Genomic DNA, 23678 nt, shown 5'->3' with positions numbered 1-23678 from the left:
GGTTTGCAGCGTTGATGCTTGCTGTCCTCACTCTGGGTCTCGTCTCGCTGGTCATCGCCGTCGGGATTGGCTCGGTACGGATTCCAGCAGACACCGTGGTGGAGGTGGTCCGAGCCAAAGTGTTCGGTCCGGCGGACTCAGCGGTGGCTCCGCATGTCACACAGATCATCTGGGACCTTCGGCTCCCGCGCGTCATTCTGGCCGCGCTGGTGGGCGCGGGGCTGAGCCTGGTCGGCGTGGCCGTACAAGCCTTGGTGCGCAACCCCATTGCCGATCCGTACGTACTCGGGGTGTCCTCAGGCGCCTCCATCGGTGCAGCCGCGGTCATCGTCTATGGGAGCGCACTCGGGCTAGGCATGTTGGGCCTGAGCGGTGCGGCATTTCTCACCGCCACTGTGTCGATGGCGTTGGTGTACCTGGTCGCTCGCCGGGGTCGGGCCGGGCTGGATCCGTTGCGGTTGGTGCTCACCGGGGTGGTCGCGGGTTATGTCCTGTCGGCACTGACCAGCTACCTCGTTTTCCTCGGCGACCCTCGGGGTGCCCAACAGGTGCTGTTCTGGCTGCTCGGCAGTTTCGAACGCGCACGCTGGTCGACACTTGCCCTTCCGGCGCTCGTCTTGGGGGTGGTGCTGGCGTGGCTCCTCATTCGGGCGCGGGCGATGGACGCTCTACTGGCCGGAGACGAGGCTGCCGTGACACTCGGTGTGCCGGTGGTCAGGGTGCGACTGGAGCTGTTCGTGGCCACCGCGGCGCTGACGGCGGTGATGGTCGCCGTCTCCGGAGCCGTCGGCTTCGTCGGCCTGGTCGTCCCACACATCGTGCGCGTTCTGGTCGGCGCACTGCACCGCCGGCTGTTGGTCGGTAGCGCGCTGTTCGGTGCGGCATTCATGGTGTGGGTCGACCTGGCGGCGCGTACGGTGGCCAGTCCGCAGGAGATCCCAGTGGGCATCCTGACCGCTCTTGTCGGCGGACCGTTGTTTCTGTACCTGATGTCTCGGCGGGACCGCCAACTGGACGGTGCGCGATGACGATCCCCGTCGATGTCGACGTGCGGGAGTTGGCCATCCGGGTTGGGGGACGGTTACTGATCGACGGCGTGAGTATCGCGGTGGAGCCGGGGTGCTGCGTGGGTCTGCTGGGTCCGAACGGCAGTGGCAAGTCCACGCTCCTCAAGACGATCTATCGGGTCCTCAACGCCGAGCGTGGGGATATCCGCCTCGGTGGCGTACCCGCGAGCGCGATGGATCCTCGTTCGTTCGCGCGCACGCTCGCCGTCGTCGCCCAGGAGTCACCGGTCGACGTGCAAATCAGTGTCATCGACATGGTCATGCTGGGCCGCATCCCTCATCAAGGCCTCGGCGGTAGATCGTCGGTGAAGGACCGGTCCGCAGCTGTCGACGCCCTCGACACCGTGGGTGCGCTCGCTCTCGCCGACCGGGTGTGGCCGACGCTCTCCGGTGGCGAGAAGCAACGTGTGCTGCTGGCCCGCGCCCTGGCCCAGGAGGGGCAGGTGTTGGTTCTCGACGAACCGACCAACCACCTCGACGTCCGCCACCAATTCGAGATCCTGCGTCTGGTGCGTGAACTCCGGGTCACGACGCTGGCCGCGCTGCATGACTTCAACCTCGCCGCCGAATTCTGCGATGAGGTGGTCGTCCTGCACGACGGTGATGTCGTCGCCACTGGAAGGCCGGCCGATGTCCTTGTCGACGACGTCATCTTTCCCGTGTTCGGCGTTCACGTCGATCAGACAGTCAACCCTCGCACCGGCGCGCTGCAGCTACTGCTGTCGGCGCCCATCGATTCCTCATCCATCCCCTCGACAAAGGAGTATCTCTGATGAATCTCAGGAGCTCGGTGTGCATCTCGGTTGCCGTACTCATCACTGTCAGCGGATGTGCAGCAGGACAGACGGATTCGACCCAGAGCGGACCGCTAGAAGGCCGTGCCCTCACGGTAGGTGAGTTACCGCCGGTCACCGCCGACTTCAGCTGGCCCGCAGCTGCGACGGCGCTCGACCATTATCCGGTGACGGTGTCGTCCTGCGGGGAACCGGTGACTTTCGACAAGCCGCCCGAGCGGGCAGTGGTCAATGACGACAACATGATCGAGTTGATGTTCGCGTTGGGATTGACGGATCGGGTCGCGGGTTATGCGGGAGCCGGTGAGCGCCTGCGGCTGGCCGCGTTCACTGATGATTACGCCGCCGTACCCTCGTTGGGCCCCGACTACTTCACCCTTGAGCCTCTGCTGGGTCTCGCACCGGACTTCGTCTTCGCCGGGTGGAACTATGGGTTCGATACCGCTGGGATCAACCCGGAAACTCTGTCCCAGCTCGGCATCGACAGCTACGTGCTGTCGGAGTCCTGCCGGCGCATCAATGACACCCTTGCTCCTGCCACGATCGAGGAATGGTTCGGCGACGTGCGTGCCATCGCTGCGATCTTCGGGGTGCCCGAGCGTGCCGAAGCTCTGATTGCGAACTGGCAGCAACGGCTCGATCGCGTTGGCGAACGCCTGCCGGCCGGTGTGCAACCCGTGCGGGTCTTCTGCTGGGACTGGGGTACCGAGACGATGGGCACCGGAGCCGGTCTGACCATTGTGCCCGAGTTGTATCGGCACGCGGGCGCAGTCAACATCTTCGAGGACATGCAGGAGATGTGGGAGAACGTCTCGATCGAAGCAGTCGTCGACCGCGCGCCCGAACTGATCGCGGTGACCGACTACGGCAGTGGGCCGACCGGTGAACAGCGGATCCAGGCCCTCACATCGATGGACGGAGTCGGCACCATACCCGCAGTCCGTGACAACCAATTCATCATCTTGCCGCAGGAAGCGGTCAATCCCGGCATCCAGATCATCGACGGGATCGAAGCGCTGGCCGCGAAGCTCTACCCAGAACAATTCGCCGACCTCATCGGCACACCAGGATTCGGCCTGGCGCCGACGCAGAGTTGATCGGTCTTGAGCCGCATCCACCAGCGGGTCGATCGCCGCCGCGTCGTCGATGCGGTCACTGCCGCTGCTGAACTCGGACCGTACGTCACGCTGCATGCCGGCTCGGGCCCGGTGGTGAGTCTCGAGCAGATGTGTGAGCCCGAACCCCTGGGCGAACTGCTCGATGCCGTCGCAGACCAGATCGGCACCGATGAACCACGAGTCGCTGCCTCCACTGTGCAGTTCGGGTTCGCGGCTCGCTGCTGGTCACTCGTGTTGGGTGTATGGCACCAGGCCCGGTTGGTACTCGATGTGCGTGATGTCAGTTTTGTCGTCACCGGTCCGGGATCGATTCAGCTGTCACTGCCTGAGTTGCATGCCTGGGATGGCGAATCGGCATTGCTCGGCGACGTCGCCGAGCTTTTCACGGCGATGGTTGCGAACCACCCGCTGAGCCGCATGCATGCCGGGTTACGCCAGACGGTGCGCATAGCGGAGGGCCTGCTGTGGGGCAACGCGGCCGCCGCGCTGGCGTCGACTCCGCGCGCAATCAGCCCGAACCGGACCGATGCGCAACTCGAAGCTCTGACGGCCGCGATGCTGTCCCGCGCGCCGCTGTCGGGCCGGCTCGTCACTACACCGGAAGGCGTGCTGCGGAGAAGTTGTTGCCTGTGGTACCGGACCCGCGATCGCGACCACTGCGGGGACTGCCCGTTGACCGACCGCGTCAGTCGGCACCGGCGCTGACCCGCACCGGGATATTGCCTTGCCGCGGCAGGCCGGTGATCGGGTCGTACTCGGTGTCGGTGGGGACGAGCCGACCGACATTGCTGCCGCGTTCGCGAAACTCGCCGTCCTCGCTCGGTAGTCCGCCGAACGCATGGTGCATGGCGATGACATCGTGACGCAAGGTGTCATCGCCTTCCAGCACGCACGGGATCGCGTCGTGCGGTGAGGTGACGGTGACGGCGGCGCCGGACTGCAGGCCGAGCGCGGCGATGACATCGGGGTGCATGTAGGCCGGGTTGTAGGGCTTGCCGCGATTCAGCGTGGCGAGGTTGGTCCCCGAGGAGTTCATGAAACTTCCGTGCCGACGTGGGATCAACCGGAACGGGTAGGTGGAATCATCACGCGCCGAGGCGTAATCCTCACCCAGCACTTCGGCCAGTTCAGCCAGCAGGTAATCGTTGCCGACATCAAGTCGGGCGGTGCAGTCGGCGTCACGCTCGGCGACCACGTCGTCCACCTCGAAGATCTTGCCGTGCTTGTGGCGCGCCACTTCGTCGAAAGGGATCCGCGAGGTCGAGCACATCTGGGCGAACAACTCCTCGGTGGTCATCGAGGTGTCGCCGGTGAAGTTGATCACCACCGGTGCAGACTCCATGAACCGGCCGCCACCGCCGCCGAAGAAGTTCACGAACCACATGTCGAGGTGCATCCTCGTGGCCAGGCCCAGGAAGAACTGCCATTCCTCGATCAGGTCCGAACCTGCGGGCGGGTCGACGATCCTGGGCACGTATTGCGCGTAGGCAGCCGGGATGCCGGTGCCGCTGGTGTAGTACTTGATCAGCTCGCTGCCCATCGTCATCGCAGGCGTTTCCATCTGCATCATCGGGGCGATCACATAGTCGGCCAGCCGCGAGGTCAGCGACATCTCGGTGTCGAGAGTGACCAGCAGATCCAGACTTTCGAGTGCACGCAGGGTCTTGCGTTGATCAGGCCACGCTGCCATCGGGTTACCGCCGATGCAGATCAATGCCTTGACCTGGCCGTCGCCCTCGAGCAGGATCTCGTCGGCCAGTGCCGCGGTGGGCATGCCGGCCACCGTGTCGGTCAAGCCGCGCACCCGCAGCCGCTCGCCGTACCCCCAGCCCTCGTACGGTGGGTGCGGCTGGGCCTTGGCCACGAACGCCGGCATCAGCGCGTTGGGTCGCACCACCCGTTCTCCGGCGCGCTGCCAGCGCCCGCAGATCGTGGTCAAGCACAGACAGAGGTACTCGAGCAGGCTGCCGTGCAGGCTGAAGTTCGCTCCGGTGCCGGCGTTGACCATGCCGGGGCGGGACCCGTAGGTGGCGAACAGTTGTGCGGCGTCGAGGAACTGCTGGACCGGGATGTCGGCGCGGCGGGCGACGTAGTCGGGGGTGAAACCGGCGACTGCACGGGCAAGTTCGTCGAAGCCGGAGACGTTCTCGGCCAGGAACGCGGTGTCACACAGCCCCTCGGAAATAACGAAGTTGATGATTCCCGCCACGATGGTGACGTCCTCGCCGGGGCGGGGCTGAAGATGGATGGCCGCACGGGCGGCGGTCTGCGAGCGACGCGGATCGATCACGATCAGCTTCATGCCGCGGTGGATCGCCGCGCGCAGGTTCTGCGCCGGGTTCTGACCGGGGATGCCGATCGCCTTGGACACCAGCGGGTTGGTGCCGATCAGCATCCAGCTGTCGGCCTCGTGAAAGTCGATATCTCCACCCAGCCAGTGACCGTGCGCGGCGAGTGCGATCTGCTTACCGGGTTGGTCGATGGTGTTGGCGGTGAAAAACATCGGTGACTCGATGGCTCTGATGAATGCATTGGCCATCAGCGCCGATGCCGGATAGGGCATCCCGTTCGTGCCGAGATACAGTGCGACCGAACGTGGCCCGCGGGTATCGATCAATTCCTGTAACCGCGTGGCGATTTCGTCCATCGCGTGCTCGGCGGTGATCGGGGCATAGGTGCCGTCAGGCCGGCGTTTCTGACTGTGTAACAGCCGGTGCGGATTGTTGTGGATGTCGGGCAGGGCCCGGCCCTTGGCGCAGGTGTACCCCTTGAACATGGGGTTGTCGGGATCGCCGGCGACTTTGGCCAGCTTGCCGTCGACGACGGTGGCGAGCACTCCACAATGCGCTGAGCAGATCCGGCAGATGCCGGGCTGCGTCGTTGTCTGCGATGACACCGAGCTCCTTCGGGTTTCGTCGGTTCTTCTTCGGGACCGTAGACCGCGCCCGACCCGTTCACTCCCGAACGGGAAAAAACTTACACTGTCGAGATGCGAACAGACGTGGCGAACGCGACGGGCGCGGCCGGTGGTGGCGTCGGGGGCCGCCCCGCGGGCCGGCCACGCCAGATCACCCGGGAGCGGATCGTCTCGGCGGCGCGCGAGCTGCCACCGGAAGCGCTGACCATGCAGGCGGTGGCCGCGGCGCTGGGTGTCGACCCGAAGGCGCTGAACTACCACATCGGCGACCGGCAACGGCTGCGTGAACTGGTCGCGCTGGATGTCTTCGAATCCGAATTGCGCCGGGTGATGCTGCCTGCCGACGGCGACTGGCGGGTGGTGGCGCGTTCGTATGCCGCAGCGATCCGGGACGCGTTCGTCGAGCTCGGCGTCCTTGCCACCTGGTTCCATCTGCCCGCGGCCAGTGGGCTGGGCGCTCTGGCCCCGGTCGAGTGCCTACTGCAGGCCTTGGTCGATGCCGGCTTCGACGTCGATCATGCTGGTCGCGCGCTGACGCTGATCACCGAAACGGCCTATGCGGCCGGACGGGCCGCGGTGCTTGTCGACCAGCGCTCGGTTCATCCGAACGTGCCGGAGGTGGCCAGTGCGCTGGCCACGGCGGCGGCAACGGACTTTCCTGTTCTGCGAGAGGTCGCGTCGAGCCGACAGGACGGCGGCGACGCCGGACAGTTCGAGTTCAGCCTGACCGCCGTCATCGCCGGTCTGGAACACATGCTCGGGTGACGGTCACGCCTGGCTGGTGTTGCCGAATCCGGTGTGGCTGCGGATCAACGGAAGGTCGGCCATGGTTGCGAACCCCGGCGGTGCCGCACAGACGGGCGGCACCGCGTTGAGGACCTGCATGGCCGTGGCCACATTGGCCGAACGGACATGCTCTTCCATACTGGCCGCACGGGTGAAGCTGGCCAGCGAGAAGAAGTGGGTGCGCATCGACGGGTCGCCCTCGATGGTCAGCGTCCAGCCGTGCTGGGGCGTCGGCCAGTGCTCGGGGTATTCGTTGCCGACGGTCCACAAGGTCTCGATCTCGATCAGGGTCTGGCCGTCGCGCCGTCCGCGCCAGCGCCAGCGTTGCCCCGCGGTGGTCCCGGCCCGCAGCAGGTGATCGAAGATCTGATGGTCGGCCTTGGCGGCGACCGCATCCACCGAGGCGGTGACCTCGTCGAGGTCGGCGTGCAGCGCGTCGGCCAGAAACCACACCTGCTCGGAGAACAACGCACTGTTGAACGCCAGGAATTCGTTGGCCGTTGGGCTGATCTCGTCGACCGGACGCCCGAAGGCCATGTTGTCGAACGTGATCGACGGGCTGTCGTAGACCGACCAGTCGGCGCGTTCCTGCAGCGTGATTCTGTCGATGGTGCGGCTCATGCCCGACAACGCGAGCGGCAGCACACCGGAGAGGTTGCCCGGGTTCAACCCGCTGCCGTGCACACTGGCCTCGCCCCGGCGGCAGGCGTCGAGCAGCCGGTCGCGGTCGGCACGGTCACTGCGTTCTGGGTGGAACAGAAATGCCGTCGTCGCCACGTTCTTCCCGCTGGCCAGCAGCGCGCAGACGTCGTCGAGGTCGGTGTTGCGCGGCGTGTAGAGGACACAGTCGGCCTCCAGCGCCAGGATGCGGTCGACGTCGGTGGTCGCCGTGACACCGGCAGGGTCACGCCCGACGAGGGTGCCGATGTCGACGCCGTTCTTGGCTTCGGAGTAGACCCGTACGCCGACGATATGCAGGTCGGGTCGATGGTCGAGGATCGCGGTGGCGATCTCCCGGCCTACCGCACCCAACCCCCAGAGGATGACGGCGTGCCGCGTGGAATCCACGGTCAGCGGAAGCGGACGTGCAAGGTCGCCAGTCCGAAGATCTTCTTTCCGCCGGCCTTGGCGCCGACGAGCACCACACCGCTACGCGTGTCCGGGTCCAAAGACTTGACCTTGCCGCTGAACTCGATGTCGGCGCCCTCCTTGGCCGACACCACGGCGGGCTGCGACAACCGCACCGCGTAACGGGTGACCGCGCCAGGGTCGCCCGACCAGCTCGAGACGAATCCAGCGCCGAGACCCATCGTCAGCATGCCGTGGGCGATGACGTCGGGCAGCCCGGCCAGCTTGGCGATGTCTTCGTCCCAGTGGATCGGGTTGGCGTCCCCGGCGACACCGGCATAGTTGACCAGGTCGCCTCGGGACAGCCGGGTGTGGTGGACCGGCAACTCGTCGCCGACCTTCACGTCGTCGAAGCTCGGCGTGCCAGGGGTTCGGGTCACCGTCGCCTCGGAGATGCGGATCTCACCGCCGGGGCGCACGGTCTTCTCATAGTCGGCATCGTTGCCGCCGATGTCGAGGATGTTCATGTCGTGCATCATCGCCTTCTGCACGGCCGTCTTGACCCCGGCGTCGATGTCCTCGGCGGTCACACCCACGACGGTGGTGTGCAGGGTGTGCACCCGTTCGCCGTGCAGGTCGGTGTAGGTGTTGGTGACGGTGATGAAGTCCCGGCCGGCTGTCCGGCGCACCGAGGACAACTCGACGTCGATGATCAACTCATCGCCTGCCACGATCGGGCGGTGCTGCTCGAACACCTCTTCGGTCTGCAGGTAGGTGTCGTAGCCGACGACGATCTCTTCGAACATCCGCCGGTTGCACTGCATGCCCGGGGCCGAGGTGAAGGTCAGCGGCGCGACGACGTCGGGATAACCCAGCTTCTGCGCGGCGGCGACGTCCCAGTGGGCAGGGTGGTAGTCCTGCACCGCGCGGGCGTACTCGCGCAGCTTCTCGCGACCGACGAGGTAGGTGCCGGCCATCTGGTAGTGGTGCCCGACTCGGGCTTCGAGCGGCGACGCCTCTGCTGGTGCAGTCATACGGTGACACTAACGCCCGCACGCCGGGTGCCCGACGGGCGTAGTCGGCGAAGGTGCACCCAGCGTCGTCCGTGCAGCCGCGACGCGACCGTGGCTGCACTCTCGCGCGGGGTCGCTATTCGACGATGAAGACCGGGATCTGTCGTGAAGTGTTGGCCTGGTACTCGGCATAGGGTGGATACGCCGCGACGGCCAGCTCCCACCAGTGCCGGCGCTCGTCACCGTCGAGTTCGCGGGCGGTGCGCTCGAAGACCTTCTCGCCGTCCTGGACTGTCACCGCCGGGTTGGCCTTCACATTGAAGTACCAGGCAGGGTGGCTGGGATCGCCGCCTTTGGAGGCCACCATCGCGTAGCGGCCGTTCTCCTCGACGCGCATCAGCGGCACGTAGCGTTTTTTGCCGGACTGCGCACCGGTCGTGGTGAACAGCACGACCGGGCGGTCGTAGACCTCGACGCCGTCGGTGGTGCCCTGTTCCAGAATGCGCTGGGTCTGTTCCCGGACCCAGTCGGTGGGACTCAACTCTGCTTGCTCGCTCACCTTGTCTCCAATGGTTACCCGACCGCGAAATATTCCCGGCTAGGTTGCCCGCCAGTCGAGGGCGAGAAACTCCCGTGGCTTGACGACGCTGAGCGCTGCTCAGACCGTCCATCCCGTTTCCTGCGGCCAGCACTCCACGTCCCTGCCGGCACACCGCAGCTTGACGTACTCGTGGCCCGGTTCGGAGGCTTGCGCGACGGTGTCGGCATACACCCTGCGGGCCTCCGCCTCCGGGCCGCGCACGAGGGAGGTCTCGTGCACCCCGTTGCTCGGATCACCGCGGTCGTGCAGGTCAGCCACGACGACCTCCCAGGTCTGCTCCATCAGAACCTCCTCCGCTCGGCCGTGGGGTACCCGGCCGAGCGGGGGAGTATGGCCTACATGGCCGAACGAGCCCGCGACGAATCCGGTCGCCCCCGCAACATCCGCCCCCGCGATGAACTGGGCCGGCCTCTCCCGCCGGGCAGCGAAGGGGTGCCCCGGATTCCCGACGATCTGCAGCTGCCGCCGGCGGAGTCCCTCGCCTACGCCCAGGACCTGCTGAACCGGGGCCTGGCATTCCACGCCCACGAGGTGCTGGAGGCTGCCTGGAAAGACCGACCGACCCAGGAGCGGCCGCTGTGGCAGGGACTTGCCCAACTGGCCGTCGGCATCACGCACATCCAGCGCGGCAACCTCGTCGGGGCGAGCGCGCTGTTGCGGCGCGGCTGTGGCCGGCTGGCCGAAGCCGAGCGCCCGGCACCGTATTCGGTGGATGTCGACGGTTTGACCGGTTGGGCGATCGAGGTGGTCGCAGAGCTCGCTCGGTCGAGTGACATCGGTCCGGAGCGGTTGCGGCCGACGCTGACCCGGCGGGGTTGAGGCCGAATCCGGTGAATCCCCGGCACGCCGGGAGTTAGCATCGCGCCCACACTGACCGCGCGAGCAAGGGACCTCACGATGGACAGCACGATGCAGGACTTCCCGCTGACTGTGACGGCGATTCTGCGCTACGCGGTCAGCGTCCACGGCAACCGCACGGTGACCACGGCCACCGAGAACGGCTACCGGCACGCCACCTACCGACAGGTCGGCGAACAAGCAGGGCGGCTTGCCCACGCGCTACGCCGGCTCGGTGTCTCGGGTGACGACCGCGTCGCCACCTTCATGTGGAACAACCAGGAGCACCTCGAGGCCTACGTCGCGGTGCCCTCGATGGGAGCGGTGCTGCACACGCTCAACATCCGGCTCTTTCCCGAGCAACTCGAGTTCGTCGCCTACGAAGCCGAGGACCGGGTGATCATCGCCGACCTGTCACTGACGCCGGTGCTGGCGCCGGTTCTACCGAAGATGGAGACCGTGCACACCGTGATCGCCGTCGGCGAGGGTGACCTGGCCCCGCTGGCAGCATCTGGCAAGAAGGTGCTGCGCTACCACGAGATCCTTTCCGCCGAGGCCGCCGAGTTCGATTGGCCCGACATTGACGAGAACTCCGCTGCGGCAATGTGTTACACCAGCGGTACCACCGGCCATCCGAAAGGCGTGGTGTACGGGCACCGGTCGAGCTATCTGCACTCGATGGCGGTGTGCGCCGGTAACGGTCTGGGCCTGTGTTTCTCCGACAAGGCGCTGGCGATCGTGCCGATGTTCCACGCCAACGCGTGGGGTCTGCCCTACGCGGCACTGATGGCCGGGGCGGACCTGGTGTTACCGGACCGCTTCATGAGCGCCGAGCGATTGGTCGACCTGATCGAGACACAGCGGCCCACGGTCGCCGGTGCAGTCCCGACGATCTGGAATGACGTCATGCACCACCTGGACCGCAACCCCGGCCACGACATCTCCTCGCTGCGGTTGGTCGGCTGCGGCGGATCAGCGGTCCCGGTCTCGCTGATGCAGGTGTTCGAGGAGAGGTTCGGTGTACAGATCCGTCAGTTGTGGGGCATGACCGAGACCTCGCCGGTAGCGACGCTGGCCTGGCCTCCACCGAACACCGCGCCGGAGCAACACTGGCAGATTCGCGGCACCCAGGGCAGGCCGGTGTGCGGGGTGGAGACGCGCATCGTCGATGATCAGGGCGAGGGGCTCTCCAACGACGGAGCAGCAGTCGGCGAGCTGGAGGTCCGTGGTCCATGGATCACCGGCTCCTATTACCGCAATACCGACGAGTCGAAGTTCCAGTCGGGTTGGTTGCGCACCGGCGACGTGGGCCGCATCGACCCGCAGGGTTACATCACCCTGACCGATCGGGCCAAGGATGTCATCAAATCCGGCGGGGAGTGGATCTCCTCGGTGGAACTGGAGAACCATCTCATCGCGCACCCCTCGGTGCGCGAAGCCGCGGTGGTGGGAGTTCCCGACCCACGCTGGCAGGAGCGCCCCTTGGCGGCGGTCGTGGTCCACGACGGCGCCCAGGTAGACGCCGTGGAGTTGCGAAAATTCCTCAGCGACAAGGTTGCTCGCTGGTGGCTACCGGAACGGTGGACTTTCGTCGATGAGATCCCCCGTACCAGCGTCGGCAAGTACGACAAGAAGGTGATCCGGTCGCGTTACGCCGAGAACGCCTACCAGGTCACCGAGCTGCGTCAACAACAGTGAACGCGGGCACGTGGCAGGGTGGGACTCATGAAGAAGCGGACGATCGCCGCCCTGGCCCCCGCCGCCGCGCTCGCCGGTATGGCGCTGCAGGACCTGCTGCAGAAAGAACAGGCCCTGCGGCGCAATTTCCCGGTCATCGCGCGAGCGAGATACCTGCTGGAGTCCGTCGGCCCGGAGCTGCGCCAGTACATCATCACCAGCAACAACGATGAGCGACCGTTCAGCCGAGATCAGCGACGCTGGGTGTACACCTCGGCGAAGAAGAAGAACAACTACTTCTCCTTCGGCACCGACAACGACACCGAGAATGCCGCGTACCCGATCATCAAGCAGGCGACCTTCTCCGACGTGGTCCCGGCCTCACCAATTCACCTGCGCGACATCGAGGTTCCCGGCGCGAAGGTACTGGGCGGCCCTCGCGGACGCAAGCATGCGTTCCGCCCGGCCTCGGTGGTCAACGTCGCGGCGATGTCCTTCGGTTCCCTCAGCCCGCAGGCGATCGAGGCGATCAACCAGGGCGCCAAGATCGCTGGTTTCCTGCACAATGTCGGGGAGGGTGGCCTGTCCGACCACCACCGCCTCGGCGGTGAGCTGGTCTACCAGATCGGCACCGGCTACTTCGGGTGCCGCGACCCGCACGGCAACTTCGACCTCGAACGTCTGGTAGACCTCGTCGGATCAGCCCCGGTCCGCGCCATCGAGATCAAACTCAGCCAGGGCGCCAAACCCGGTCTCGGTGGTCATCTGCCCGGCGTCAAGGTCAATGCCGAGATCGCCCGTGTGCGCGGCGTCGAGCAGGGCAAAGATGTCGTGAGCCCGTCCCGGCACACCGCCTTTCGCAATGTCGACGAGATGCTCGACGTGGTCGAGCAGATCGCCGACGCCACCGGTCTACCGGTGGGAATCAAGTCGGCGGTCGGGGAGATGGGGTTCTGGCAGGACCTGGCCCACCGGATGGCCGACGGACGGCGCGGCGTCGATTTCATTGCGATCGACGGCGGAGAAGGTGGGACCGGTGCCGCACCGCTGGTCTTCACCGACCACGTGTCCTTCCCGTTCCGGGTCGGCTTCACCGAGGTCTACAAGCTGTTCGCCGAGCGGCAACTCAGCGACCACGTCACCTGGATCGGCTCAGGCAAGCTCGGTCTGCCAGCCAACGCGATCGTGGCCTTCGCGATGGGCGTCGACCTGGTCAACGTGGCGAGGGAGGCGATGCTGGCGATCGGCTGCATCCAGGCTCAGAAGTGCCATACCGACCGCTGTCCGACCGGAGTGGCAACCCAGAATCCGTGGCTGGCACGCGGGCTGGATCCCGAGCAGAAGGCGCACCGGATGGCCAACTACGTGCTGACCCTGCGGCGCGATTTGTTGAAGGTCTCCGAAGCCGCCGGTGTGCGTCATCCGGCAATGCTGAGCCCGAACGCCGTCGAGATCCTCGACGGGGATCGCGGGCACCGTCCGCTCGCCGAGGTGTACGGCTACCGGCAGGGGTGGGGCGTGCCCGGTCCGGACATCGTCGGGGACATCGACGACTACATGCGCCGCTACGGTGATCTGGCCGGCACCGACGGCGTTGTCGAGCACGAACCGCTGGAGTTGGCGCGCGAGCCCAACCAAGCCACCGAATAGCGCCACCCGCCGGCTGCCACGCAACACCGCAACGTTGTCGAAACACAAGGCCGTTACAGTCGGTCCACGCGGTTCGGCGGGGGAGTGAGGGGCTGGAGCGACACGTGGCCGACCACGCAGGTGACACCGACAGTCCGCGCAGCCCCACTGCCAGGACCGTCGTATTTGCGCTCTACGACAAGGTCACCTTGCAGGACGTCGCTGCTCCGCTGGAGATCTTTGCACGTGCCAACGACTTCGGTGCGAACTACCGAGTGCTGCTGGCTTCGCCGTCGGGGTCATCGGTCGGGACCACGGCATTCGCCAGACTCGATGTCGACGTCGCCCTGGCTGAGGTGCCTGACGAGATCGATACGCTGTTGGTTCCCGGCGGCGTTCCGGCAGATTTCTCGTTCACCCCCGGCCTGCACGATATTCCCGAGGAACCTACGCCGGACGCCGTGCCCGAGGCCCTGCAGATGGTACGTGCGCTCGCGCCGCGGTCCCGTCGGATCGCCTCGGTGTGCACCGGGGCATTCGTGCTCGCTGCACTCGGACTCCTCGAAGGGCGCCGGGCCACCACACACTGGGCGCACTGCCAGACATTGGCCCGCAGCTACCCGCACGTCAAGGTCGACCCTGACTCGTTGTTCGTCCAGGACGGCCCCTTCATCACCGGTGCGGGCATCACCGCCGGGATCGACTTGGCGCTGGCTCTGGTGGAAAGCGACTACGGCCCCGCGGTCGCACGACGGGTGGCACGATGGATGGTGGTCTTCCTGCAACGGCCTGGCGGGCAAGCGCAATTCAGCGTATGGGCCGAGTCTGCTCTGCCAATCCCCGGTGGTCTGCGCGCCATCGTGGACATGGTTGTCACCGACCCGGGTGCTGACCATTCGATCGCATCGATGGCCACCCGGGCAGCGATGAGCGAACGACATCTGGTCCGGCTGTTCCGTGAACAAGTCGGGATGACACCGGCGCGATTCGTCGAGCAGGCCAGACTGGAGGCAGCCAAGGTTCTGCTTGCCACCGGGGATCAGAGTCAGGACACGGTGGCGCGGCGGGTCGGGTTCGGCACCTCCGACACGATGCGTCGGACATTCCGTCGTAACCTCGGCGTCTCACCCGGAACGTACCGAAACCGGTTTCGTACTACCGGAATCCATCAATAGCCTCGCTGCAGGTAGACGGGCGGACGGAATATTGTGCGAGGCAAGGTGATCCCGTATCTGTGGTCCGTAGCGCAGCCCGCTGCGCCGGGCCGCGGAGTGAAAGGATTCGCCGGCCAGTACCAGGCCCAGCGCATTCTCCAGCCGAACCGCATGGACGTACTGGCGTAAGGTGAGGCCGACGTGGGACTTGAACACTCGTGCGAGGTGCCGAGGGCTCATCCCGATCCGCGCCGCCACAGTCTCGAGCTCGTAGCGTCCCGCCGGATCGACGTTGATGGTCGCCATCAGGCGCACGAGCTCGGGGTGGCGTGGGCGCGGCGTACGGGCTGCGACCGAGATCTGCGGGTGGCCCGCCATCCTCCTGCCGAGCACCACCATGTCCTTCGCAATCTCTTGGGCCAAATCCTCGCCGTGATCCTCGGCCACCAATGCCAGCGCCAGATCGATTGCCGCGCAACCGTCGGCTGCCGTCCACATCTTGCCGTCGCGGACAAGGACCGAATCACGGTCGAGGATGGTCGAGGGATGACGTGCAGCAAAGCTGTCGGCGTAACGCCAATGCGTGGTGGCACGCCGTCCGTCGAGCAATCCGGTCGAGGCCAGCGCGAACGAGCCGGTTCCCAGCGCAGCGACGCGTCGTGCACGACGGGCATGCAGTCCGATGAGTCGCTGCACGTCGTCCGGTGCGCGGTCGCGAACCAGAATGTCGCCGCCGGGCACGATCACAGTGTCCACGTCACCGAGATTCGACCCCGGGGTGGCTTCGAATGCCAGCCCCGAGGAGCTCCGGACGAGAGGACCGTCAGAGCACGAGTAGACCGTGACCTCATAGCCGCAGCCGAGGGCGCGTGCCACGTCGAACACCTCGGCGGGGCCGGTGATGTCGAGTATCCGCACACCGTCGAACCCCAGTAGTGCGATGTCTCGCAACGGGCGGCCGGCAGGCATGGGCTAAGGGTGCGTTCAGCCCGCCCCCGACGCGCTTCGATGTCCGGATTTTCCTGCCCCCTGTCCGTTCTGGTCGGTACGCCGGGCCCGATGTCCCGATTCGCGCACATCGTGTCCCGCCTGAACTCTGAACGAAAAATCCGATTTACCCGTCGGAAACACCCGGGGGTCAACGTTGTGAGCGCCGGGCCGTTGGATGGCGGCGATGGGCCGGGCCGAGATCGCACAGAGGACAAGGGCAGCACATGGATTCACGATCTGCGTTGACGCTGAGTATCGGTGTGCTCGGTGGGGTTGCGGTGGCCTTCACCGCGACGGTGGTCACCGTCCCGATCTGGGTGGTGTTCCTGGCCTGGGCGTCGTTCTTCTTCGTCGGCGGCGGACCGATGGGGTGGGTGCGCTCGGTCTCCTCGAACCTGGTGGGCGTGCTGATTGCCTCGGCAAGCCTGTACGCGGCACACCTGCTCGGCGGTGGCCTGACCGCCACGGCGGTCGCCGTCGGCGTGGGCAGCGCATTGATGGTGCAGGCCTCCTGGGTGCCGCTGCTGTCGACGACGCCGGCTGTGGTGGTGGGATTCGCCTCGACGGTCTCCACCGTCGCGGGCACCGGCAACCTGGTCACCGCAACGAGCATCTCGCATCCAGGCTTGGTCGCGGCATGTGCCTGCGTGTTGGGGGCGACATTCGGAATCGTCTCTGAGTATTCGGCCAATGCCATGACCCGAACGGGCCCGACGACGTCGAGCCGTCCCGACACGGAAGGTGCATCCGCGTGAAATTGCAGCATTATCTCGGTGGTCTGGAGGGACTTCCGCAGCCGCTGAACCTGGAGAAACGGGTCTTCGTCGAGGAGTGGGAGAAGCGGATCTTCGGCATCCACGTCGCGATGATGGGCTTGAGCAACCATCTCGGGTCGGCGCTGCCCCGCTATCCAATCGCCGAGGTTCCGACGACGTTCCGGGACGAGTGGACGTGGGCCTCACTGCGTACCGGCGCGGAGGCGATGAATCCCTTCGACTACTTCAAGTACCGCTACTACGAGAAATGGCTGGGCGGGATCACCTCCTTCTTCGTCGACAACGGCTACGTGTCCGAGGCGGAGATCGCCGCGCTGGTCGATGAACGCTCAGCCCAGCCAGATGCCGACGGAGAACCGATGATCGACGCGCAGGTGCTCGACTATCTGCGTCGTGGCGACAGCCCCCGTCGAGACATTGCGCATCCCAAGTTCGCCGTGGGACAACAGGTCCGCATCACTGATATCCCAGCCGGTGCCCACACGCGGCTACCTGGCTACCTGCGAGCCCGCACCGGCACGGTCACAAGGATCTTCGAGGGCGACTACGCCTACTTCGTTCACACCGGCGACGGGATCGGGGATCCCATGCCGATCTACATCGTCGAGTTCACCCCGGATGAGCTGTGGGGTGTGCGGGCCGAACCTGGCGCCAACCTGCTCTACGCCGAATTGTTCGAGGCATATCTACAACCCGTGGAGGAGAACCCGTGAGCGAGCAATTCGCCTATCCGCCCGACCGCGAGCAGTCCAGCGCCGACCGGGTGGCGGCGCTGGAGCGGCTGCTGATCGAAAAAGGCGTGATCACAGGACAAACCGTGGACAAGGTGTTGGCCTACTTCGAGTCCGAGATGACACCCCTGAACGGTCAGAAGATAGTCGTCAAAGCCTGGACCGACCAGGATTTCGCCGCACGGGTCGTGGCGGATACCCCGGCCGCGCTGGCCGAACTGGACCTTCCCGACGGCATGGCCGGTGCGGAAGGCGAGCACCTGCAGGCCGTCGCAAACGTTCCCGGAGTCCACAATCTGGTCATCTGCACCCTGTGCTCGTGCTTCCCCTGGCCGGTGTTGGGTTTACCGCCCTACTGGTACAAGGATCCGGTATTCCGCGCCCGCGCAGCCCGGGAGCCGCGCACCGTGCTTGCCGAGGTCGGCGTGCCGCTGCCGGTCGAGACGGAGATCAAAGTCTGGGATTCCAGTGGCCACTCGCGGTGGTTCGTCATCCCCGAGCGGCCCGCCGGTACCGAGGACTTCACCGACGAACAACTGATGTCTCTGGTCACCACCGAATCGATGATGGGTGTCGCCCTGGCTGGAGCGCCGACATGAAGCTGCACCAGACCTGCACGACGGATCAGGCCGCGCCGTCGTTCGAACATGAGTGGCAGCGCCGGGCTTTCGGCTTGGCGTTGGCCTTGTCAGAGTTCGGCCACTACCCGTGGAGTGATTTTCAGCAGAGCCTGATCGACACCATCGGACAGTGGGAAACAGCTCCGGTGACGCAGCGCGGGGACTGGGAGTATTACGACCACTGGGTCACCGCGCTGGAACGCGTCGTCGACCACCGTGAGATTCTCACCGCGCCGTTGGCCGTGGACGAGGACGACCACGCTCTGCACGAGCACTGACCCGTCACGCCGCCGCCTGAGTGCGGTCGGTTGTTGCGCCACTTCAGATCAGCCCCACTCCACCAGAAGGAACCTTGCGATGCACATCGAACCGGGAATCGTCGACGGCGCGAAAATCGCGCTCAGTTATGTCACCGCGGCCGGTGTCGGTACATACGCGCTGGCCACGGCATGGCGACACCTCAAGGACCGCGGCGTGACCTCGATGGCGATGGGCACCGTGGCCACGACCGCGATGGTCTTGGTGTTCTTCGAGGTGCTCCCGCACTTCCCGGTCGGCGTGTCCGAGGTGCACCTGATACTCGGATCGACTCTGTTCCTGTTGTTCGGCGCAGCTCCGGCCGCATTCGGCCTCGCCCTGGGACTGCTGATCCAGGGAATGATGTTGTCTCCCTTCGACCTCCCGCAGTACGGCATGAATGTCACCACCTTGCTGGTACCGCTGTTCGCGCTGCAGTTCGTGGCCGCCAGGACGATTGCCCCGCACACGCGCTACACCGCGCTGCGCTACCGCCAGGTGTTTGCGCTGTCGGCGACCTATCAGGCCGGGATCGTGTCCTGGGTGACGTTCTGGGCACTCTACGGTGCGGGGTTTAGCGCCGAGACGCTCAGCAGCATTGCGACCTTCGGTGCGGCGTACGCGCTGGTCATCGTCGCTGAGCCGCTGGTCGACCTGGCGGTGTTGGCCGCAGCCAAATCCGCGGAACGCCTCGGCGAACAGGGGTGGCTCGAGCCGCGCCTGTTCAACCCCGCCTGACGGGGGGGTTACCCTTCGGGATGGATGCCCAAGAGCCTTTCCGAAGGAGCCCCCAGATGACCGAGACGGACATGCACGCAGCGACGGCGCGGGCCGGCGCGGCCATCGAGGAAGCCGTTTCGGTGTTCATGCTGCATCCCGAGACTTTTGGCGGCAGTGTCGCGGCCGGGTACGAGAATCCGCTGGCCGGCTATGTCGCCGGCCGTGGTGGTGTCCTGGGCGAGACCACCGGTACCGCTGTCTCGGCGGTCTTCGCTGTCTTCGAGCCGACCGGACTGTCCGCGATGTGGAGTGAAGGTATCGCGGTGCGCGGTGCCTCGGGTGCGGCCCAGGTGTACTGGGACCAGACCGCCGAGTTCGGGCGTAAGTACCTGAGCAACGCCGATGGACTCGAACGTCTTGCCGCACTGGGGGAGAAGGTCATCGAAGCGACACCGATCTCAGGGCTACCGCTGTTCGCCGGGTGGCGGGAGATGCCGCTGGCCGAGGATGCACCGGCGCGGGCGCTGCAGGTGATGTTCGTGTTACGCGAGTTGCGCGCCGGTGTCCACTTCGGCGCGCTCGCCCTCTCGGGTATCGCCCCGATCGAGGCGCACATGCTCAACAAGGGACCGCAGTACGCGGCGATGTTCGGCTGGACCGAGCCGTTCGCCGACGGCGCGGACAAGAAGGACCGCTACGACGAGGTCGAGCAGATGACAAACCGCCGGATGACCGAGATTCTCGCCGCCGCGCTCGAACCTGCCGAAATCGAGGAGCTGGCCGAACTCAGCACCGCTGCGCTGGCGTCGCTGCGGGCCAATCTGTCGGCCTGAGTTCGATGAGTGCCGGCGAGCAGGAACCGGACTACCGGTTCACCCTGGCCAACGAGCGCACGTTTCTGGCCTGGATCCGGACGGCCCTGGCCCTGATCGCCGGCGGTATCGCCGTCGTCCAATTCGTGCCGTCGTTCGGGATCCCCGGGATTCGACACGGACTCAGCCTGGTGCTGACAGCGGGTGGGGGTGTGCTCGCGGCGCTGGCCGTGCGACGTTGGCAGCGCGTGCAAGCCGCGATGCGCCGGGACGAGGACCTGCCCCGCACTCACATCCCGGCACTTCTCGGCATCGCCATCTTCGCGGTGACCCTGGCGGTGCTGGTGGTGTTGATCCTCTGGCCGCCGTCCGGGAGCTGAAGTCCCGCACGCTGCACCCGTCAGAAGAAGCCTTGGGCTTTGTTGCTGTAGCTGACCAAGAGGTTTTTGGTTTGTTGGTAGTGGTCGAGCATCATTTTGTGGTTTTCGCGGCCGACGCCGGATTGTTTGTAGCCGCCGAAGGCGGCGTGGGCGGGGTATTGGTGGTAGCAGTTGGTCCAGACGCGGCCGGCTTTGATGTCGCGTCCGGCGCGGTAGGCGGTGTTGGCGTCGCGGCTCCATACTCCGGCGCCGAGGCCGTAGAGGGTGTCGTTGGCGATGTTGATGGCCTCGTCGTAATCACGGAACGACGTGACGGCCACGACGGGGCCGAAGATTTCTTCTTGGAACACCCGCATCTTGTTGTTGCCGGTGAAGATGGTGGGCGTGACGTAGTAGCCGCCGTTGAGATCGCCGCCGAGTTGGGCGCGTTGCCCGCCGGTGAGGACTTTGGCGCCTTCGTTTTTGCCGATCTCGATGTAGGACAGGATTTTGTCCAGCTGCTCGGTGGAGGCTTGGGCGCCGATCATGGTGTCGGTGTCGAGCGGGTCGCCTTGGCGCACGGCTTTGGTGCGGATCGCGGCCAGGGCCAGGAACTCGTCGTAGATGTCGTCCTGGATCAGTGACCGTGACGGGCAGGTGCAGACCTCGCCTTGGTTGAGGGCGAACATGGTGAAGCCTTCCAGGGCTTTGTCCTGGTAGTCGTCGGGGGCGGCGAGCACGTCGTTGAAGAAGATGTTGGGGCTTTTGCCGCCCAGTTCCAGGGTGACCGGGATCAGGTTCTGGGCGGCGTAGCCCATGATCAGCCGGCCGGTGGAGGTTTCCCCGGTGAAGGCGATCTTGGCGATCCGGTTACTGGATGCCAGGGGTTTTCCGGCTTCGACGCCGAATCCGTTGACCACGTTGAGCACCCCGGCGGGCAGCAGGTCGCCGATCAGTTCCATCAGGTAGAGGATCGAGGCGGGGGTTTGTTCGGCGGGTTTGAGGACCACGGCGTTGCCCGCGGCCAGGGCCGGGGCCAGTTTCCAGGTGGCCATCAGGATGGGGAAGTTCCACGGGATGATCTGGCCGACCACGCCGAGGGGTTCTTGGAAGTGGTAGGCCACGGTGTCGGTGTCGATTTCGCTGATCGAGCCTTCTTGGGCGCGGATCGCGGCGGCGAAGTAGCGGAAATGATCGACCGCCAGCGGGATGTCGGCGTTCAGTGTTTCGCGGATCGGTTTGCCGTTGTCCCAGGACTCGGCCAGCGCGATCGATTCCAGGTTGGCCTCGATCCGGTCGGCGATCGTGTTCAGGATGACCGCGCGCTGGGCGGCAGTGGTCTTGCCCCACGCGGGCGCGGCGGCGTGCGCAGCGTCGAGCGCCTTCTCGATATCGGTGGCATCGGAGCGGGCGATCTCGCAGAACGGTTGCCCGGTGACCGGGGTGGCATTCTCGAAATAACGGCCCCCCGCCGGCGCCACCCACTGACCACCGATGAAATTGTCATACCGATCCCGAAACGACATCAACGAACCCTCGGAACCGGGACGGGCATACACAGTCATGAAAACCTCCGTGAGTCAGCGGTGTTGGGTGGCGGTTCTCGGCGCGCCGCCCGCACCGCCGGAGCGGATGAGGACGGTAACAGTCGAGACATCTCGTCGGGGTAGATCACGTCGAGTTCGACCGACGAGGTGAAGCGATACGGCTGCGCGACGAACAGTCCGGCGAACTGCTTGCGCAACCGTGACATCTCGGCGCGTACGGTCACCACGCGCGACCGGTCGCCGTACAGATCGTCGGCCAGCTCCGGTGCGGTGCGGCCGCGCGGAGACCTCGCCAGCGCGAGCAGGATCTCGGCGTGGCGCAGCGAGATGTCGTGGCGCCATGCCGCGAACTGACCCACCGTCTGCAACAGCGGCTGGTCGGGGTTGCGCAGATCCAGGACCACCGAGGTGAGCTGTGCGGCGCTGTCGGCCTCGGTCAAGCGCACCAGCCAGCCGCCGGGTAGCGGTTCGACATCGCACGGTCCCAACGTCGAGAACCGGATGCGCCCGGGCGCGATGTCGGCCGGCAGCAGGATCCGGTTGTGCGGCGGCATCGCGTCGACCGCGGCCACCCATCCGTCGGCGTCCACGGCCAGCGCCGGCGCACCGATGCGCGCCAGAATCGGGGCCGCGACCGTGCGCAGTCGGTTCAGCGTGCGGTCGTGTTGTTCGCGCAGATGAGACTCGGCCAGTCGGGCCACCGCGTCGACGAGCGCGACGGTGGTCGGATGCACGGTCGCCGCCGGCCCCGAAACGTCGACGACGCCGATGACCTGCCCGGTCCGGGGGTCTCTTATCGGTGCCCCGGCACAGGTCCATGGGTGGTGGCTGCGCAGGAAGTGTTCGGCGGAGAACACCTGGACAGCCCGCTTGGATGCCAGCGCGGTGCCGATCGCGTTGGTGCCGACGGCGTTCTCCGCCCAGTTCGCCCCCTCGACAAACCCGAGCCGGTCGGCGTGGCCGAGGACGTTGTTGGACCCGGACCGCCACAGCACGCGGCCCTGCGCATCGGCGACCACAAGAATGTTCTCGCCCTCTGCGACAAGAGATTCCAAACCCCGCGCGATCTCGTCGAGCACCTCGTGCAGGCCGGAAGCGCCGCGTAGGCTGTCCAGTCCCGCCGCTTCGACCACCGGTGCCGGCATCTCGTCGGGGTCGATGCCACTGGCCATCAGCCGGTGCCAGGAATCCTCGATCACCTGGCGCGGCCGGGCCGGTGCGCGACCACCTGCCATGGTGGCGTCGTATACCGCCGACATCAGCCGCGCGTAGCTGCGCGGGTCCTCGCCGACGGCCACGGCGGGCTCAGGCACACGCTGTCCTTGCATCACTGCCGATTGTGCTCCGCATCACACTGCTTTACCAGTCTGCCCGCTCACCGGAAGAGGATCCCGCCGTCGATCAGCGGTGACTGCCCGGTCATGTAGTCGGCGTCCGGACCCGCCAGGTACGACACCAGGCCGGCCACGTCTGCGGGGGTCTCGGCGCGGCCCAGCGCGATGCCTCCGACGAACTTGTCGTACGTCTCGCCCTCAGCGGCGCCGGTCAACTCGGCGAAGCGCTTGTCGATCTCAACCCACATGTCGGTGCCCACCACGCCGGGGCAGTACGCGTTGACGGTGATGCCGTCGGCCGCGTGTTCCTTGGCTGCCGCCTGGGTCAGCGCGCGCACGGCGAACTTCGTGGCGCTGTACACCCCGAGCATCGCGAACCCGTCATGGCCGGCGATCGATGCGGCGTTGATGACCTTGCCGCGAACGCCGAGTTGTCTGAATTTCGCCACCGCGGCCTGGATGCCCCACAACACGCCGTTGACGTTGACCGCCCAGAGCTTGGCAACGTCGTCTTCGGTGACATCGGCGATCGGCCCAACCAGGGCGATTCCGGCATTGTTGACCATGATGTCGAAACCACCCAATGTCGACGCAGCTGCCTCGACGGTGTCGAAGACCTGCCGGCGATCGGCGACGTCGGCGACTGCTGTCGTGGTTTTCGAACCGATCCGGGTGATCTCGGCAGCCACGGCGTCGATACCGTCGGCACGCACATCGACGAGCGCGACGTCAGCGCCGTCGCGGGCCAGTCGCAACGCGATATCGCGTCCGATGCCACGACCCGCTCCGGTGACCATGGCGACTTTCCCTGCCAAAGGTGTTGTCATGAAG

General features: G+C 66.1%; 25 protein-coding genes. 16 read left to right on the top strand and 9 right to left on the bottom strand.

Annotated features, from left to right (window positions below):
• Positions 1-14 precede the first annotated feature (14 nt).
• The 4 genes from KXD98_RS25940 to KXD98_RS25925 are packed head-to-tail and all read left to right on the top strand — an operon-like array spanning position 15 to position 3684.
• Complete coding sequence (locus tag KXD98_RS25940; RefSeq protein ID WP_260761153.1) at positions 15-1028, top strand: iron ABC transporter permease; 1014 nt, start codon at positions 15-17, stop codon at positions 1026-1028.
• Positions 1025-1840 carry an ABC transporter ATP-binding protein gene (locus KXD98_RS25935; protein ID WP_260761152.1) on the top strand — a complete coding sequence of 272 codons (816 nt, stop codon included), beginning with the start codon at positions 1025-1027 and terminating at the stop codon, positions 1838-1840. Before KXD98_RS25940 ends, KXD98_RS25935 begins: the two co-directional genes overlap by 4 nt.
• Positions 1840-2958 carry an ABC transporter substrate-binding protein gene (locus KXD98_RS25930; protein WP_260761151.1) on the top strand — a complete coding sequence of 373 codons (1119 nt, stop codon included), beginning with the start codon at positions 1840-1842 and terminating at the stop codon, positions 2956-2958. Before KXD98_RS25935 ends, KXD98_RS25930 begins: the two co-directional genes overlap by 1 nt.
• A gap of 6 nt (positions 2959-2964) precedes the next feature.
• Complete coding sequence (locus tag KXD98_RS25925; RefSeq protein ID WP_260761150.1) at positions 2965-3684, top strand: (2Fe-2S)-binding protein; 720 nt, start codon at positions 2965-2967, stop codon at positions 3682-3684.
• On the opposite strand, the gene KXD98_RS25920 is transcribed toward KXD98_RS25925, so the two are convergent.
• Positions 3665-5875 (bottom strand): molybdopterin-dependent oxidoreductase, encoded by a 2211-nt coding sequence (locus KXD98_RS25920; protein ID WP_260761149.1) that lies wholly within the window; start codon positions 5873-5875, stop codon positions 3665-3667. The genes KXD98_RS25925 and KXD98_RS25920 overlap by 20 nt on opposite strands.
• 93 nt (positions 5876-5968) lie before the next feature.
• Here KXD98_RS25920 and KXD98_RS25915 point away from each other — a divergent pair, with 93 nt between their 5' ends.
• On the top strand, positions 5969-6661 hold the full coding sequence (locus KXD98_RS25915) for a TetR/AcrR family transcriptional regulator C-terminal domain-containing protein (RefSeq protein ID WP_260761148.1): 693 nt from the start codon (positions 5969-5971) through the stop codon (positions 6659-6661).
• Between the two features lie 3 nt (positions 6662-6664).
• On the opposite strand, the gene KXD98_RS25910 is transcribed toward KXD98_RS25915, so the two are convergent.
• From KXD98_RS25910 to KXD98_RS25895, 4 genes are all read right to left on the bottom strand, one after another.
• Positions 6665-7750, bottom strand: a complete 1086-nt coding sequence (locus tag KXD98_RS25910; RefSeq protein ID WP_260761147.1) for a dihydrodipicolinate reductase — start codon at positions 7748-7750, stop codon at positions 6665-6667.
• A gap of 2 nt (positions 7751-7752) precedes the next feature.
• Positions 7753-8784 carry a fused (3R)-hydroxyacyl-ACP dehydratase subunits HadA/HadB gene (locus KXD98_RS25905; protein WP_260761146.1) on the bottom strand — a complete coding sequence of 344 codons (1032 nt, stop codon included), beginning with the start codon at positions 8782-8784 and terminating at the stop codon, positions 7753-7755.
• 115 nt (positions 8785-8899) lie between these two features.
• Positions 8900-9322, bottom strand: a complete 423-nt coding sequence (locus KXD98_RS25900; RefSeq protein ID WP_260761145.1) for a nitroreductase family deazaflavin-dependent oxidoreductase — start codon at positions 9320-9322, stop codon at positions 8900-8902.
• A 99-nt stretch (positions 9323-9421) separates the two neighbouring features.
• A complete protein-coding gene (locus tag KXD98_RS25895) occupies positions 9422-9646 on the bottom strand; it encodes a hypothetical protein (protein WP_260761144.1) in 225 nt (74 codons plus the stop codon).
• A gap of 57 nt (positions 9647-9703) precedes the next feature.
• On the opposite strand from KXD98_RS25895, the gene KXD98_RS25890 reads away from it, so the two are divergent.
• The 4 genes from KXD98_RS25890 (at position 9704) to KXD98_RS25875 (ending at position 14682) form a co-directional block, all read left to right on the top strand.
• Entirely contained in the window at positions 9704-10183 is a 480-nt protein-coding gene (locus tag KXD98_RS25890) for a DUF309 domain-containing protein (RefSeq protein WP_260761143.1), read from the top strand.
• A gap of 78 nt (positions 10184-10261) precedes the next feature.
• Positions 10262-11899, top strand: coding sequence for a fatty acid--CoA ligase (locus KXD98_RS25885; RefSeq protein ID WP_260761142.1), 1638 nt, complete (start codon positions 10262-10264; stop codon positions 11897-11899).
• A gap of 27 nt (positions 11900-11926) precedes the next feature.
• Positions 11927-13528 (top strand): FMN-binding glutamate synthase family protein, encoded by a 1602-nt coding sequence (locus tag KXD98_RS25880; RefSeq protein ID WP_260761141.1) that lies wholly within the window; start codon positions 11927-11929, stop codon positions 13526-13528.
• A 104-nt stretch (positions 13529-13632) separates the two neighbouring features.
• Positions 13633-14682 (top strand): GlxA family transcriptional regulator, encoded by a 1050-nt coding sequence (locus tag KXD98_RS25875; RefSeq protein ID WP_260761140.1) that lies wholly within the window; start codon positions 13633-13635, stop codon positions 14680-14682.
• Here KXD98_RS25875 and KXD98_RS25870 read toward each other — a convergent pair.
• The gene (locus tag KXD98_RS25870; RefSeq protein ID WP_260761139.1) at positions 14632-15630 is read right to left on the bottom strand and encodes a GlxA family transcriptional regulator; all 999 of its coding nucleotides are present in this window, start codon (positions 15628-15630) and stop codon (positions 14632-14634) included. The genes KXD98_RS25875 and KXD98_RS25870 overlap by 51 nt on opposite strands.
• 245 nt (positions 15631-15875) lie before the next feature.
• On the opposite strand from KXD98_RS25870, the gene KXD98_RS25865 reads away from it, so the two are divergent.
• The 7 genes from KXD98_RS25865 (at position 15876) to KXD98_RS25835 (ending at position 19987) form a co-directional block, all read left to right on the top strand.
• On the top strand, positions 15876-16406 hold the full coding sequence (locus KXD98_RS25865; protein ID WP_260761138.1) for a DUF1097 domain-containing protein: 531 nt from the start codon (positions 15876-15878) through the stop codon (positions 16404-16406).
• Positions 16403-17140 (top strand): nitrile hydratase subunit beta, encoded by a 738-nt coding sequence (nthB, locus tag KXD98_RS25860; protein ID WP_260761137.1) that lies wholly within the window; start codon positions 16403-16405, stop codon positions 17138-17140. The genes KXD98_RS25865 and nthB overlap by 4 nt, the downstream gene beginning before the upstream one ends.
• Positions 17137-17757 carry a nitrile hydratase subunit alpha gene (gene nthA / locus KXD98_RS25855; RefSeq protein ID WP_260761136.1) on the top strand — a complete coding sequence of 207 codons (621 nt, stop codon included), beginning with the start codon at positions 17137-17139 and terminating at the stop codon, positions 17755-17757. Before nthB ends, nthA begins: the two co-directional genes overlap by 4 nt.
• Entirely contained in the window at positions 17754-18056 is a 303-nt protein-coding gene (locus KXD98_RS25850; protein ID WP_260761135.1) for a nitrile hydratase accessory protein, read from the top strand. The genes nthA and KXD98_RS25850 overlap by 4 nt, the downstream gene beginning before the upstream one ends.
• Positions 18057-18135: 79 nt before the next feature.
• Positions 18136-18813: an energy-coupling factor ABC transporter permease gene (locus tag KXD98_RS25845; protein WP_260761134.1), complete on the top strand. Its 678-nt coding sequence runs from the start codon at positions 18136-18138 to the stop codon at positions 18811-18813.
• 56 nt (positions 18814-18869) lie between these two features.
• Complete coding sequence (locus KXD98_RS25840) at positions 18870-19628, top strand: SCO6745 family protein (protein WP_260761133.1); 759 nt, start codon at positions 18870-18872, stop codon at positions 19626-19628.
• A gap of 5 nt (positions 19629-19633) precedes the next feature.
• A complete protein-coding gene (locus tag KXD98_RS25835) occupies positions 19634-19987 on the top strand; it encodes a YidH family protein (RefSeq protein ID WP_260761132.1) in 354 nt (117 codons plus the stop codon).
• Between the two features lie 20 nt (positions 19988-20007).
• Here KXD98_RS25835 and adh read toward each other — a convergent pair whose 3' ends face one another.
• From adh to KXD98_RS25820, 3 genes are read right to left on the bottom strand one after another with little or no spacing between them, the layout of a single operon-like run.
• Positions 20008-21531, bottom strand: a complete 1524-nt coding sequence (gene adh / locus KXD98_RS25830; RefSeq protein WP_260761131.1) for an aldehyde dehydrogenase — start codon at positions 21529-21531, stop codon at positions 20008-20010.
• Positions 21528-22841 (bottom strand): GAF domain-containing protein, encoded by a 1314-nt coding sequence (locus KXD98_RS25825; RefSeq protein WP_260761130.1) that lies wholly within the window; start codon positions 22839-22841, stop codon positions 21528-21530. The genes adh and KXD98_RS25825 overlap by 4 nt, the downstream gene beginning before the upstream one ends.
• A gap of 47 nt (positions 22842-22888) precedes the next feature.
• On the bottom strand, positions 22889-23674 hold the full coding sequence (locus tag KXD98_RS25820; protein WP_260761129.1) for an acetoin reductase: 786 nt from the start codon (positions 23672-23674) through the stop codon (positions 22889-22891).
• Positions 23675-23678 lie beyond the last annotated feature (4 nt).

The sequence above is a fragment of the Mycobacterium sp. SMC-4 genome, assembly GCF_025263265.1.
Taxonomy (GTDB): Bacteria; Actinomycetota; Actinomycetes; order Mycobacteriales; family Mycobacteriaceae; genus Mycobacterium.
The sequence above is the reverse complement of the archived record's forward strand: the minus strand, read 5'-3'. Positions and strand labels throughout refer to the sequence as shown.